Source organism: Stieleria sedimenti (assembly GCF_025060895.1).
GTDB lineage: Bacteria > Planctomycetota > Planctomycetia > Pirellulales > Pirellulaceae > Stieleria > Stieleria sedimenti.
Map to the genome: position 1 here is coordinate 29608 of NZ_JANZKV010000098.1, position 15007 is coordinate 44614.

Below are 15007 nucleotides of genomic sequence, written 5' to 3' on the forward strand. Positions count from 1 at the left end.
TCTGCCCCGAATCATTCTGCCATCCCTCCCTTTACTCCCACCGACGCCACAAACCGTGCGATCTGATCGGCGATCTCGCCGGCTCCGGGTGACTTCACCATGCTGTGATGATGCCCGCTGACCATGCCAACGGTGACCTCGCCGGTCCAACGCCCCCAACCACGATCGGGACGCTCATCGGCCTTGCCTGGAACATCACGCGGACGCAACAGCAACACCGGGACGTCCATCGGTTGAATCTCATACCCTTGGCAAAGCTCCACATGGTGTGCGAACAACCGCTGTAGATCGGCGATGGCTTTCTGCACGACCGCCGTCGGAGTGTCCTGTTGAAGCACGCCCAGTCGCTGCGCGTGTTCATACAAAAACGGCAATTGCTCGTCGGCGGAAAGTTCACTGAGTTCGTCCAGCGACAGTTCCAGACCATACTCCAGTCCCGCCGATGCCGATTCCGGATCGCACCGCTCGGGTACCGTGGAATCTAACAAAATCAATCCCGCCACGTCCGCGCCGTCGGCGGCAAGCTGCCGTGCGACTTCGAAGGCGATGACGCCGCCGAGTGACCAACCGCCGATCAAATAGGGACCCGACCGCTGGCGACGCCGGATCGACCGGACATAGTCACTGGCCATTTCACTCAACGTGGTCGGCAGACGTTCGTCACCGTGTAGTCCCCGCGAACGAATTGCGACCAGCGGCTGATCGTCGGGAAGCCTCCTCGCCAGTTCGCGGTAACAGACGACGATGCCGCCCGGCGGATGGATCATGAACACGGGGGCCGCATCGCCAGACCGTTTCAGTTCCACCAGCAACGCCTCGGCATCTTTCGTCGATTCGGTCTCCGCGTCCGAAACGGCAGTCCGGCAACCGTGGATCGACGCGTCTCCGAAACGGGCGCGAAGGCTCGGTTCATGCAGATCCACCAAACGGCTGGCCACCGAACGGATGTCGCCCAAATCAAACAGCAACGCGGTGGGGATCGAGAAACCAAGCTCATCGGACAACTCAGACGTCAGCACCGCTGCCTGCAACGACGTTCCCCCGGCTTCGAAAAAATTGACATCGATTCCGATGGAATCCTGCTCCAACGCTGCGGCGAAGCGATGCTCCAAGAACTGTTCCAGTTCGTTACGCGGCGGCAACACATTGTCGGTCGATGCGTCCTTGGACACCGGTTCGGGTAGCCGCTTGCGATCAATTTTGCCGCTCGTATTGAGCGGAAGTTGATCCAGCAGATGGATCGACGCAGGACGCTTGTACGGGGGCAGGCTGGCCGCGAGATGACGGTTCAATGCGTCGTGTTGTGACGCGTCGACCCCCGCGACGAAGGCGGCAAGACGTTCGCCTGGCGTTCCAACCTGGGTCACCTTGACCGCCGCCCGCTCGACGCCTGGAAAACGCTCGATCGTCCGCTCGATCTCCTCCAATTCGATGCGATAGCCCCGCAGCTTGACTTGGTGATCGACGCGGCCGAGAAACTCGATCGTGCCATCGCCGCGCCGCCGACCGAGATCACCCGTCAGATAGACTCGGCTCGGCTTGCCGTCGCCGTCGCGGATCTGTTGCGAGGTGACGAAGGCTTGCTCGGTCAATTCAGGTTGATTGAGATAGCCGTCTGCCAAACCGCGACCGCTGATCACGATCTGTCCCGGAACGCCCACCGGGACCGGTGCCAGTAGCGTGTCGACCACGTGAACGTGCACCCCATCAATCTCATGGCCGATCGGAATGCGACTCCCCGACGGGACTTCCGTTACGCGATGCGCCGTAACTTGGCAAGCGGCCTCGGTCGGACCATAAAAATTCCAAAGCTCACCACCGACTAGGGAATGAATGAATTCGGGCAACTCTGTCGGCATCGTTTCGCCGCCGGTCCAGATCTGTCGCACCGACGTGCACTCGGCAAATCGGGGATGCGCCGCGAACGCCCGCAAGACACCGGGGACGGCTTGCAGAATCGTGACGCGATCGCGAATGATCTGTTCGATCAACTGGTCCAGATCCAGGCGTGCCGGATCATCGGGCCACACCAGCGACGCGTTCTGTTGGGCGGTTGTCACGACCAGCGGCAACGTCGCATCGAACTGATGGGATAGCAGAACGAGCGCACGGTCGGACGGTAAGAACGGCGTCGCACGCTGTTGCCAACGCATCGCGTTTGTGATCGCGGCGTGAGAAACCATGACGCCTTTCGGACGTCCGGTCGAACCCGAGGTGTAGATCACGTAGGCCAGGTCGTCGGGCGAACAATGATGACAAGTCGGTGTAGCCCGGTGGTCCACTTCGTCCACCGACACGACGGCCACGCCGAGAACGTTTGCCCATGGTTCGTTCGGCGCGGCAACGACGAATTCAATCGCCGCATCGCGTCGCAGCATCTCGGGCGAGACCGCCGGTTGATCGGCGTCGATCGGGATCGGCGTCGCGCCGCAGTACATCACGCCCAGGATTCCCACCCAGGCATCGCGACCGCGCTTCATACAGACCGGAATCATCGCGCCGGGTTTGACACCGCGTTGTTGCAGACAGGTCGCGAAGCGTTGTGCATCGGCGACGATTTCGTGATCCGAATCGCCGAGCAAGTCGATCAACGTCTCACGCGGAACGTTCGAATCGTCTGGGGCGGATCGCTGACAATCGGCCCAGCGGGCATGTTTCACCGGACATTGCGGATCGGCGACCAACTGATCGGACAATGCGATGAATTGCCGGGCCATCGAATCGATCGTGTCAGCGGCAAATAGATCGCGGCAATAACAGATCATGCCGCGGAGTTCATCGCCATGCAGTTCAAAGACGAACTCGACGTCGTAATGACAGCTCGTGTGCTGGACCGGAAAACTCTCTTGTCGCATGCCGGCGAAGTCGTCAAAGACGTGCTCGTTGCCGATGACAAATCCCGCTCGGCCCTGCTCGCTGGCGATCTGTGATTTTTCGAACGTGCAGGAGACTTGAAACAACGGATGGCGACGCGGGTCACGCCCGACGCCACTTTCACGAACGATTTCAGCCAGCGGCAGCACTTCGCCCGCCAAGGCGTCGATCATGTTTCGTCCCACCGTTGCGATCAGTTCTTCCAGCGTCGGGTTGTTTGACAAATCAACGGTGATCGGAAGCAGATTGACGAAAAAACCGACCGTCTTTTCGAACTCCCGTTGGCTGCGTCCCGAAAACGGGGTCCCGATCGAAAACGAATCCTGGCCGGCGAACCGTCCGACCAGAACCTGCAGCAACGCCATCACCACGACGTTTCCGGTCACCCCCAATCGACGCGAAAGCGCCGTGACCTTGGCGCCCATTCCGGGCGGAAACTTCAGCGGGACCACCGACGCACGGTGCGTGAACGATGCGGGGCGCACAAAATCTGTCGGCCACTGGATCACCGGTGGCACATCGGCCAATTGACGTTGCCAATACGCCGCGATCTTTTTTCCCCGGTCGCTGGCCACCAGATCGGCCTGGGAACTCACGAAACGTTCGTAGTTGCCCGGCGCAGGTGGCAGATTCGGTTGCCGGCCGCTCGCCAGCGCCGGATACAGCTGGCGGATTTCGTCCATGATCAAGACCAAGGACCAAAAATCGACCACGATGTGATGCGTGGTCGCAACCATCACGACATCATCGGCGGCGATCCGAAAGGCTGCCAGACGAAGCAGCGGGCCACGCGTCAAATCGAACGGGCGGTTGATCTCTGCGGTCACCCGTGCGGCCAGTTCGGCTTGGCTTGCCGACGGCGTCTCCACCACACGAAACTCTGGCGTCAACGTCGCCTGAATCCGCTGGACAGGCTGATGGGTTGAATCTGATGCGGCGAACACCGTCCGCAGTGCACTGTGCCGATCGACCAACGTTTCGACGGATCGTCGCATCGCGTCCAGGTCGATCGCCGAGCGAAACCGGGACGGCAGCGAGACGTTGTACGCAGTGACCTGTGGCGCCCGCTGGTACGCGTACCACAACGCTTGTTGCCCGGCCGAAAGCGGAAACTCGTCGGACGAATGCTGCTGCCGTTCGCCCTGCGCGGCCGCCTTCTCCTTCAACAAGCGGGCCAGCAACTCGCGCTTTTGTTGGCCTGACAGACTGTCCAACGCATCATTCACGGGGCTGTCCGGGGACCGTGCCATCGAGCAGTTGTGCCAACAACGCGTCGACGTTGGCGTCGGACATCGCCGGCAATTGCTCCAGCAATTCCGCCGCCGTCGCGCCGCTGGTCTCCGCGCCACCGGTCTCCGCGCCACCGGTCTCCATGTCACCGGCCTCCGCGTCGGTCGTCGCCGCTTCAATCGGCTGCGAAATGCCCGCGTCGATGATGGTGGTGACGTTGCGACAGACCTCTCGCAGGCTTTCGCTCCGCATCAATTCGGAAATCGGCAAATCAATCTCCAGTCGACTTTCGATCCAGTTTCGCATCTCCACGGCCATCAGGGAATCCAGACCCATCGACAACAGGGGCCGGTCCCAGGGCATTTTTTCACGGGCGATCCCCAGCAACGAGGCTGCCTTGGATCCGATGATTTTAGCAACCATCGCGTTCTTTGCGGCGGCCGTCGCCTCGCGGACTTCCGCGGCGGTGGCCAAGCGGTCGTCGTCGGTCGTTTCTTCCGCCATCCCACGCAACAAATGGGCAAAACGCGGTGACACGCCACCGGTGATGCCCAGCCCCCGCCAACGCGTCCAATCCATCCTCAACACACTCTGCTGGACGGCGTCGGTTTGCATCGCTTGCTCCAAACAACGCATCGCTTCGTCGGCGGAGAACGTCAACACGCCCTGCCGCTCCAGCCGCTCGCTCAGTTCACTGCGCTGAGCCAGATAGCCGACCTGACCGACATGTCCCCAATTGAGGGCCAAGCCGGGCATGCCGAGGGATCGCCGGTAATGCGCCAGCGAATCCAGGAACGCGTTCGCCGCAGCATAGTTTGCCTGTCCGGCGTGCCCGAAGACACTCGAAAGCGACGAGAACAGAACGAAGTGATCCAGGTCATGATCGCAGGTCGCCGCGTGCAGGTTCCAACCGCCCAAGACCTTCGGGCCGAGCACCCGTTCCAGCGTCGCACGGTCCAGGTCGACCAACAAGCGGTCGTCGAGAATCATCGCCGTGTGAAAGACTCCGGCAAGCGGTGGACAATCGCGATCGATTTGATCGACCACCGATTGCACCGAAGCCGTCGACGTCAGGTCCACCGGCATCACCCGTACATCAACCCCGGCCGTGGTCCACTCGTCCAATACCGATTGCGTATCCGCCGCAACGACCGCGCTGCGTCCGCCCAGCACCAGGTGCTTGGCACCACAATCGACCAGCCACTGCGCCACGCGCAATCCGAAACCGCCCAACCCGCCGGCGATCCAGTACGTCCGCTCGGCGGACAATCGCACAGGTTCGTACTGTCCGGCAAACACGTCCGACGGGGCCTGGCGGTAATCCACGACGACCTTGCCGATGTGTTTTCCCTGTTGCATGAACCGAAATGCATCGCGTGTCTCATCGGCATCAAACGTCGTGACCGGCAGCGGTGACAGTTCACCGGTATCGAAACGCGTCACCAGACGGCGAAGCATCTGCCCCATCCGTTCGGGCTGTTCGCGAAACAGTTGGTCCAGGTCGATTGCAAACAGCGCGAGGTTGTTTTTAAAGATCTCCAACCCCAACGATGCGTCCGAATAGATGTCGCGTTTGCCGATTTCCAAAAACCGGCCACCCGTTTTTAGAATCGACAATCCTTTCGTGATCGCTTCGCCCGGCAGCGAATTCAGGATCGCATCGACACCTTCACCGTCGGTCTGCTCCAGCGTCTCGCGTGCAAATTGTAGATCGCGTGAATTCATCACCACTTCGGCGCCCAACTGGCGAACAAACTCTCGCTTTTCATCTGTGCCGGCAGTTGCCAATGTCACCGCACCAGCCAGTTTGGCCAGTTGCATCGCCGCGATGCCCACGCCGCCGCTGGCCGAATGAATCAAAACGCGTTCTCCGGACCGAATGCGGGCGCACTCGCCCAGTGCATACTCGGCGGTCAAAAAAGCGATCGGGATGGTTGCGGCTTGCGGATGTGACAGCGTCCGGGGTTTCGGCGCGACCAAGTGTTGGTTGACGATCACGTGGGTCGCGAACGAGCCCGGTGCGACGGCGATCACTTCGTCGCCGACCTTGAACGCGGTGACATCGGGGCCGACACGTCTGATTCGCCCGCTGCATTCGGCGCCCAGCAGGACGGGACCATCGGGCAACCCCGGATACAAATCCAGCGACTTCATCACGTCGCTGAAGTTCAATCCCGTGGCCAATACCTCGATCTCCACCTGTCCGTCGGCGGGACGGACCGAAGGAATCGATTCATATCGCAGTTGGTCGATCGACGAAGAATCGCCCAGCCGCAGTGCACTCGGGGTACGACGCCGGCTCTCGGGATGAAGCGGTTGTTCTTCCACCGGGACAAACCGTCGGACCCAACGGATTGAATCGCGAATCATCACTTCGTCTTCGTCGTCGATTCGTCCCACCAGCTCTGCCAGCAAGTCGTCGGCAATCGGTGACGCGACATTCGGTGACTCCGTGGGAGCCAGGTCGATCAGCTTGGTTTTGAAACGACTGCATTCACTCGCGATCACTCGTCCGAAACCGATCAGCGGACCGGCCGCGACCGAAATCGGCAGCATCGTTTCATCCGGTGGCTGAGCGCCGCGGGTCACGAACGACAATCGAGCGATCTTGGATTGCCGATTCGAATCTGCGGCCGATTGCCACGCGGCGACCAGGTGCAGCGGCGCCAACGTCGTTAAGACGGTCGACTTGTTCAGCGTGTCGCCCGAGAGTTCAACGTTGTCGGGCGAATCGAGACCCCACAGATAGACCGCGTCGGTCACGCCATCCCCGATGTCTGTCAACAAGCGATCGAACTCGTCCCGGTTCTCAGGATCGATAATAAACGATTTACCACGCAACCGTTTGAAGTTGGCGCCGTGCTGGACGGTGACGATTTTCTCGCCGGCGGGCAATCGCTCCAGCAGTTCATCGGCAACTCCGCTCTGGTCGCAAAACACCAGCCATTTCCGATTTTCACTGTCGGCGTCGTTCGGCTGCGCCGGGGCCGCAGGCTTCCAAACGTATCGGTACAACAATTCGTCCACGGAACCTTCCAGGTTCATTCGCGTGACCGAAACCGATTCGAATCCGCGGATCGCGACGCAGTGGTTTTGATCGGCGTCGTAAATGTCAATGTCGGCGATCATCCGATAGTCGTCTTTCGAGAGCAGTCGCACATGCGCCGTCAACGGCGAACACGCTTTGCGGAACACGTCAAACGATGCGATCTGTTGGGGCAGGTACAAGCCGTCGATGACGTCGTCAAAATTCGGACTGGCAATGATCATGCCGTGAAAGCAACTGTCCAAGAGCGCCGGACCGAACCCGAGGGGATCCGCGGCGTCGCTAAAGTCCTCTGCGTCAGGGAATGCGACCGCGACGATGGCTTCGTACCGTCCACGCCAGCCTGCGGTGACGCCGCGGAAACGTGGCCCGTAGTTCAGACCCAGCTGATCGCAATAGCGGTAAAGCCGATCGGCGGAAACCGATTCGGTGGCTCGTCGGCGGGCCGCGTCCAGCGCCGAGCGATCTGACAGGCGTGCGCTGGCGATACTGCTCAAGTCGGCCACGGCCAACGGTTGCCAATTTGATTGATCGATCCCGCTGCAAGTGAGCGAAATCTGTCGACGCTGTGGTGCATAGTCGATTTGAATGCGCACCGGAGCGTCTTCGCCCAGCAGGCACGGGTTTTGCAATCGAAATCGTTTCAGCGAGACGGCATCGTCGTCGCCGACAATTGCGCCTGCCGCGATGGCCCATTCTAGCATCGCCGCGGCCGGCATCATGCACGCGTTGCGAACGCGGTGATCGGCCAAGGATTCCTGCAAGCGAAGATCGATGCGTGTCTGCCAACCGGGGGCGGGGCCATCGAGCTTTTGTCCCAAGATCGGTTCACCCGGGTTCGCCTGGCGACTGAGTTTTGATTCGTGAGATTCGAACCAGAGCGATTGCCGGTTCATCGCCATGGCCGGCAGTTTGACGTACCCGGCATCCGCCGGTGCGTTCAAGTTCCAATCGATCGGATAACCCCAGGCGTACAGTTGGCCCAGCGATTCGGCCATCACGGTCGCATCATCTTTCTTTCGATTCAGCGACGCGACCGCCAAGATCGATTGTTGACGTTTGGCAAAGCACTCGGCGATCGCGTAACGCAAAACCGGGTGCGGTCCGATTTCGATCGCCAACTCGATGCCTTGAGTTGCCAAGACGTCCATCGCGTCGGAGAACAGGACACTTTTGCGAACGTTCTGCCACCAGTATTCCCCATCGACTTCCGTGCCCGCCATCACGTCGCCGGTCACCGTGGACACAAACGGCGTGTGCGTCGGCTTCGGCTGAATCGTCGCCAACGATCGCAACAGTTCGTCGCGGACGGGATCCATCTGGGCGCTATGGAACGCGTATTCGACTTCCAGACGCCGACAGAAGATTCCTGCCTGGTCCAAGCGGTGAAACAGCGCCTCGATCTCGACGGCGCATCCCGACACGGTCAGCGACGCCGGGCCGTTGATCGCGGCGATGGAAACGCGATCACCGAGTGGGGCAATCCAGGCCTCGATCTCCTGTGGCGAGAGTCCCACGGCGATCATCGCCCCCTTGCTGGTCGCGGCGTCCATCGTACGGCCGCGATGAATGGCGACCAAACAGGCGTCGGCAAAATCGAGGGCGCCGGCGACGTGTGCCGCAGCGATCTCGCCCACACTGTGCCCGACGATGATCGACGGGCGGATGCCTTCGGATTGCCAAACCGCCGCCAGCGCGACTTGCAAGGCAAACAGACTCGGTTGAGCGATCGCGGTTTCATTCATTCGCGATGCGTCTTCACGATGACGCAGTTCGTCGATCAACGACCACGCGACGTGCTTGGAAAACTCTCGGTCGCAACGTTCTATGGTTTCTCGAAAGATCGAATTGGATTCCAGCAAGCCGCGTCCCATCGCCCACCACTGCGGACCTTGGCCGCTGCAAACGAATGCGATCGGAGGCGAAGAAGAAGCGTCGCCTTGGCCAGGGGCATTCAAACGCACTCGTTGGGCATGCGTGTCACAATCGCCGGCGATGTCGCGAAGCCGGCGGGCCCAATCGCGACGATCGCGTCCCACCACCACGCTCCGCCAATCGTGATGGCTGCGTCGCCGCGCCGCGGTTGCGGCAACGTCGGCACAGGCAACGTCAGCTTCGTCCAGCCAATCGGCCAGACGTGACGCGGTTGCGGCCAACGCGGTCTTGTCGTGCGCCGAAATCGGCAACAGCATCGGCAGATTGTCGACCGAGGGGAGAGAGGATTTCGGGATCTCTGGCGGCGGCTCTCCCAAAATCACGTGGGCGTTCGCACCGCCGTAGCCGAAACCATTGACTCCCGCCAACCGTGGCCCGTCGCAATTCCACGGTTCGGTTGAACGGACCACCCGCAATCCGTTGGCGTCGAATGGTATGTCCGGGTTGGGGGTCTCGAAATTCAGATGCGCGGGGATGGTTTGATGCTTCAGGGACAAGGCGACCTTGATCACACTGGCAATCCCGGCCCCCGCCTCGAGGTGACCGATATTGGTTTTCACGCTGCCGACGCGACAGACGCCCGAGCCGGTGCGGCCGTAACAATGCGAGATCGCGCGGGCTTCGATCGGATCGCCGATCGGCGTGCCGGTCCCGTGAGCTTCGACGTAGCTGACGTCGTGGCCGGCCAAGCCCGCCGATTGCAGGGCCGATTCGATCAACGCTTGCTGGGCCGTTTGGCTGGGCACGGTCATGCCGTCGGTGCGGCCGTCTTGATTGGTCGACGATCCCTGGATCACCGCGTAGATCGAATCACCATCGGCGACCGCGTCATCGAGTCGTTTCAGCAGCACCATCCCGGCACCTTCGCTGCGCACGTAGCCATTGGCCGAGGCGTCAAAGGTCTTGCAGCGTCCGTCCGGTGATAGCACACCGAGCTGGCTGAAGGCGACGAAAAAGTCCGGCAAAATCAACGCGTTGACGCCGCCGGCCAGTGCCATGTGGTTGGCACCGGACTGCAAATTCTGGCAAGCCATGTGCACCGCGATCAGCGACGAGGAACACGCCGTGTCGATCGCGACGCTTTCGCCACGCAAGTCGAAACAATACGAGATGCGATTGGCCGCAATGCTGCTGCTGCCGCCGGTGTTGCTGTACGGGCCGATCACACCGCGGTCACGATAGCTGATCGCACCGACGGCGTAATCGAAACTGGAGATCCCGACGTGGACGGAAATCGGTCGGCCCGCCATCGATTCGAGCGGCACCCCGGCGTCCTCGGTCGCCCGATACGCCGTCTCCAGCAACATCCGCTGCTGCGGATCCATCGATGCCGCTTCGCGCGGCGAAATCCCGAACAGTTGCGGATCAAATTGGTCGATCCCGTCGACATAGCCCCCCCAACGACTCTGCGTTTTTCCCGGTCGGGCGTGCCCCGGAGCATAGAACTTCTCCAGGCTCCAGCGGTCTTGTGGAGTCAATGTGATGGCATCGCGTCCCATTTCGAGCAACCGCCAATAGCTCTCGGGGGAGTCGCAGCCACCTGGGAATCGGCATCCCATTCCGATGATGGCGATAGGGCGAAAGTCTTTCGTCACAGGTTTGATCAAGGGTGCGGAGTCTGGAAATCGTAAGGGGCCAAAATCGTGGCTGGCATGTCGTCCGGAGCACAAAACACCTTCATCCGAGGGGGCATCGCGTGCGGTCTGCATCAGCCCCTGCGTCAAACGTGGAGGCAACGCTTAAGTCGTACTGACAAAATTTAAGCGTTCGGGAAGCGTGAGACGACACGATGGTCCGTGAACCCGCGTGCTAACGCTGTGAAGCATTTTTTCCCTGTGTGTCTTCCCCTTCCCCGTGCAACCGCAAGTGCCGTTCCACTCGGCTGAAATCGAGGTCACCGATTCGCCGGTGACGCCCGTCAGGAGTTTCGCAGTGCTTCGGTCGGCATTACCGAAGCGGCTCGTTTGGCCGGCAACAGCGCCCCGAGCAGCCCGATAAAGACCGCCAAAACCGTACCTTCCAACAAGGTCGCTGCGTCGATTGCGGGCACCAGCACCCCGCGAACCGCAGGATGTCTGCTCATTGCATCGGTGGCAAGGATTGCGAGGCCGCCGCCAAAAAAACTGGCCAGCAACGCCAGCATGATCGATTCGGAGACGATCATGCGGATCACACGCCGCCGCGGCCAGCCGACGGCGCGGAGCACGCCGATCTCACGCGTCCGCTCCAAGACACTGGTCATCATCGTGTTGAGCGTCCCGATCGCCCCGATCGCCAGGGCGATGATCGACGTCATCCAGGCCATCGCCGACGCGAGTTGCATCCGGGTGTCGGTCCCCACGAATTCATCCGTCGTCATCGCGTGAAGCCGACTGTCGATCGCGTGAATTTGGTCGACAATCGATCGCGCGTCGCCACGGTCGACCGCCCGATCCAGCACCACGTTGATGTACGTGACTTGCCCGTTGCGGTCGGAAATCGACTGCAGCTGATCCAGCGGCATGATCATCGAACCGTTTTCCCAAACGCTCGAACTTTCGAAAATCCCGTCCACGACGTACGGCTCTTCGAAAATCATCACGTTCTGGCCGACCGAAATCCCCGCGCGATCGGCCAAGTGGATCCCCAAAGAAAGCTGCTGCGGGGCAGCGTCCGCCGAGCCGGCTGTCACTTCGGAGCGTCGCGCGCGCCAGCGGAAATCATCACGCAGCCAACTGTCCGCCGCGATGCCCATCGTGGGGACGCCGAAGATCTGCTGGTCTTCCAGCGAAAGCGTGTCCAGCAGCACGCCGGCGGCCCGTGCTACGCCGTCGAGTCGTTCGATCTGCCCGACCGCCTCTTCGCTCACACTGCTGCTCAATCGGTCCGCGGTGCCCTGGCGGGAAACCACGATGTCGATCGAATGAGATTCGTAGATGTCCGCAAACGACTCGCTGAATCCCTTGGCGATCCCCCGCAGCGAGACGACCGACGCGACCGCCATCGTCAACGCGATCAATGTCAATGCGGCCCGCAGCGGGCGGCGAGTCAGGTTTTTCAGGATTAACGCGCTAAATCGCATCGTGTCAGGCAAAATCGGGAGATTGGTGTTGCAGCGGACGCCCCGCAACCGGCAAAAGCAAAGTTTGGCCGGCCGAGCCCAGTGCTGCGTCAACTTTTAAACTGAGGGTGCCGCGGGAAAGGGGTCAGGTACCAAAAATGCGAANNCGCTCGACAAACGCAACCCGAACATTTAACGCTGACACAGCACTAGTTTCACCGATTTCAACCAGCCTGTCGATTCACCCAAACCATGACCCCGCACCCGATCGACAACGCGGAAACGCCAAACAGATCTTCGCTGTCAACGACCGCGGCGTGCAGGTTTGAAAGCCGCGGTCCTGGCAGACGTCGGTGTCGACACAACTTACCAGGACTCCCCTCAACCCCGGCCTTGGATTTACCCACATCTCGCGGACTCAATCTGCCTGCGGAGCAGGTCTTACCCCGAGAGGGGTTACAGCAAGTAGCTGGTGGTCGCCTTAGCGCACCACCGGAATTCCTGCGGCCCCTTGGGACGTCGATTCTCTTATTGCAGGATTTGGCATCCGATTTAGATTCTCTCCCCCTGGGAGAGACGGCGTTTGCGCAGCAAGCAAACGCCAGAGAGGGCCGGCGCTGCCAAAGGCTTAGCGACTTCCGCGACGATCGATGTGGGCTGCAAAACCGATCACCAGCCCCCTCATCCCCAGCCCTTCTCCCCCACAAATCGACAAGCAAGCTTGTTACGATTTGCGGGGGAGAAGGGAGCCATGAATCCTGCAGTAAAAGAATCGACGTCCTCCGGGGTCGTTTAAACTGTTTTTTACCCTTTCGGCGGTGTTCGCTTCGCTCGACCGCCGGCGATTGTCTGCCATCCCATCCGGGATGCAAAAATGTGGGCAAACCGAAGCCCCCGTTCCCTTTCCCCGAAGCGGGGCGAGCTGAGCCAGTGTGTCTCAACGTAACGGGTGTCGATCCCAACGCCACATCCTTTGGCTCTGAAGCTGTTAGCGGAACGGCGCGAGCCGTCCGGTTTCGGCGTGAAAGACCGGTGGGCTCGCGCCCGATGCCACTTCCCTGGCGTCTGAAGATGTTTGCGGAACGGCGCGCGCGGTCTGTCGTTTTTGTGAGCTGCGACGCGTTAGCGGCCGGTCACTGCGGCGTTGCCCGAGGCCGTACGGCCAGCGGCTCACCATCGACTCAGCAGATCCCGACTAAATCGACAGCCCGCGAGCCGTCCGGTCTCAGCATGACACACCGGAGGGCTCGCGCCCTGCCGCTAACGAATGCTTCACCGCGTTCCCGACGGCGGGGCGATCCCACGCTGCTCTTCCTGCTCCTCGCCCTGTTCTTCTGCGGCGGCTGCGGCAGCAAGGTGTTTCGGCACAACGGCGCGGTCAACATGGCCGGCGGGTTCAACATGACCGGCGACATGACCGTCGACGGCAAGATGGACATGGGCGAGTTAAAAACGACGGTCAGCTTGAGTCCCAACAGCCGCGCGACGCCGCTGACTCCCATCGTCGTCTCCGGCCAGCCGAAGCGGACCGAAAAACTCGCCGTCTTGGACGTCGACGATTTCCTGGTCGATCGCAACGTCGGCGGGATCGGATCGATGGGCGAAAACCCGGTCGCGTTGTTCCACGAAAAAATCGACGCGATTCGCAACGACAAAAACGTCAAAGCAGTCGTCCTGCGGATCAACTCCCCCGGCGGCGGCGTCACGGCGTCAGACATGATGTGCCATGAATTGGCACGGCTGAAACAAGACCGCGACCTGCCGATCATCGCCAACATCATGACCGTCGGAACCGGCGGAGCTTACTATCTGGCCAATCACTGCGACGCCATCATCGCGCACCCGACCAGCATCGTCGGTGGCATCGGTGTGATCTTGAACGTCTACAATCTGCAAGACACGATGGGCCAGTTCAACGTCCTTGCGTCTCCGATCAAGAGTGGCGAAAAAATCGATGCCGGAACACCCGAACGTCCGATCGAAGCCGATGAGCTGGCGATGTTGCAACGGATCGCCGATGGGTTCCACCAGCGATTGATCGATCAAGTCAAATCGAAACGGCCCAAGCTGGCCGAGTCAGAGGACCAATGGTCCGACGGCAGTGTGATGACGGGAAACGAAGCCCAGTCGATGGGGTTGGTCGATGGAGTCGGCTACATCGACACCGCGATCGAGTTGGCCAAACAGCAAGCCGGACTGAAACCCGACGACCGCGTGGTGATGTATCGACGCGAAAACGATCCCGCCTACACGCCGCTCGACGTCTCGCCCAACCAACCCGTCTTCAGTTCGCTGATCCCGCTCCGCGTCCCCGGGCTCGACCGCAGCACCATGCCGACGTTTCTGTACCTGTGGCAAAGCGATCCGGCGATGGCGAGTCTGGCGCGACCCTAACGGCGACCGGCTGCGTAGCAAGTCGCTATGTCAATTTCCGATCACAACCCTCCGATCCAAACGCCGAACGCCCCCTCGCTCCTCGGCGACATTCAAAACCCCAAACTGATTTGGGCCAAGGGCACGCTCTTCCTTGCGTTGGGCATGCTCTCCGCCACGATTTTGGTCTCCCGAATGCCGGGGCTGACCGAGATCACGCTGCTGTGCATTTGCATCTGGGCGTTCTGCCGAGCCTACTACTTCGCGTTCTACGTGATCCAGCACTACGTCGACCCGACCTACAAATTCGCCGGCCTCGGTTCCTTCGCAAAATACATCTGCAAACACCGGCGATCAAGCGACAGAGATTCAAGAAACGACCAGTCGATAAACTGAGCCGCGGCGCGAAAGCGGCCGGGCATCGAACGTCTCTTCCGTTCGCCCTCGTTGCGAGGCTCCGTCTCGCGACGCCATGTCCGCGCGGCTCGGGACGTCGATTCTTTTGCTGC

General features: G+C 60.9%; 5 protein-coding genes. 2 read left to right on the forward strand and 3 right to left on the reverse strand.

What is annotated here, in order from left to right:
- Positions 1 to 11: 11 nt before the first annotated feature.
- From NZK35_RS13915 to NZK35_RS13925, 3 genes are all read right to left on the reverse strand, one after another.
- A complete protein-coding gene (locus NZK35_RS13915) occupies positions 12 to 4100 on the reverse strand; it encodes a non-ribosomal peptide synthetase (RefSeq protein WP_259633140.1) in 4089 nt (1362 codons plus the stop codon).
- Positions 4093 to 10794 (reverse strand): type I polyketide synthase, encoded by a 6702-nt coding sequence (locus NZK35_RS13920; RefSeq protein ID WP_259633141.1) that lies wholly within the window; start codon positions 10792 to 10794, stop codon positions 4093 to 4095. The genes NZK35_RS13915 and NZK35_RS13920 overlap by 8 nt, the downstream gene beginning before the upstream one ends.
- Positions 10795 to 11003: 209 nt before the next feature.
- On the reverse strand, positions 11004 to 12146 hold the full coding sequence (locus tag NZK35_RS13925) for an ABC transporter permease (RefSeq protein WP_259633142.1): 1143 nt from the start codon (positions 12144 to 12146) through the stop codon (positions 11004 to 11006).
- Positions 12147 to 13355: 1209 nt separating this feature from the next.
- On the opposite strand from NZK35_RS13925, the gene NZK35_RS13930 reads away from it, so the two are divergent.
- Together NZK35_RS13930 and NZK35_RS13935 are read left to right on the forward strand one after the other, a co-directional pair.
- Entirely contained in the window at positions 13356 to 14519 is a 1164-nt protein-coding gene (locus tag NZK35_RS13930) for a S49 family peptidase (RefSeq protein ID WP_259633143.1), read from the forward strand.
- A 27-nt stretch (positions 14520 to 14546) separates the two neighbouring features.
- Positions 14547 to 14894: a prolipoprotein diacylglyceryl transferase gene (locus tag NZK35_RS13935; RefSeq protein ID WP_259633144.1), complete on the forward strand. Its 348-nt coding sequence runs from the start codon at positions 14547 to 14549 to the stop codon at positions 14892 to 14894.
- Positions 14895 to 15007 lie beyond the last annotated feature (113 nt).

Excerpts from the sequence above, each read along its gene's own strand:
- NZK35_RS13920 (WP_259633141.1), bottom strand. The coding sequence starts at position 10,794 with ATGCAGACCGCACGCGATGCCCCCTCGGATGAAGGTGTTTTGTGCTCC.
- NZK35_RS13925 (WP_259633142.1), bottom strand. The coding sequence starts at position 12,146 with ATGCGATTTAGCGCGTTAATCCTGAAAAACCTGACTCGCCGCCCGCTG.
- NZK35_RS13930 (WP_259633143.1), top strand. The coding sequence starts at position 13,356 with ATGACACACCGGAGGGCTCGCGCCCTGCCGCTAACGAATGCTTCACCG.
- NZK35_RS13935 (WP_259633144.1), top strand. The coding sequence starts at position 14,547 with ATGTCAATTTCCGATCACAACCCTCCGATCCAAACGCCGAACGCCCCC.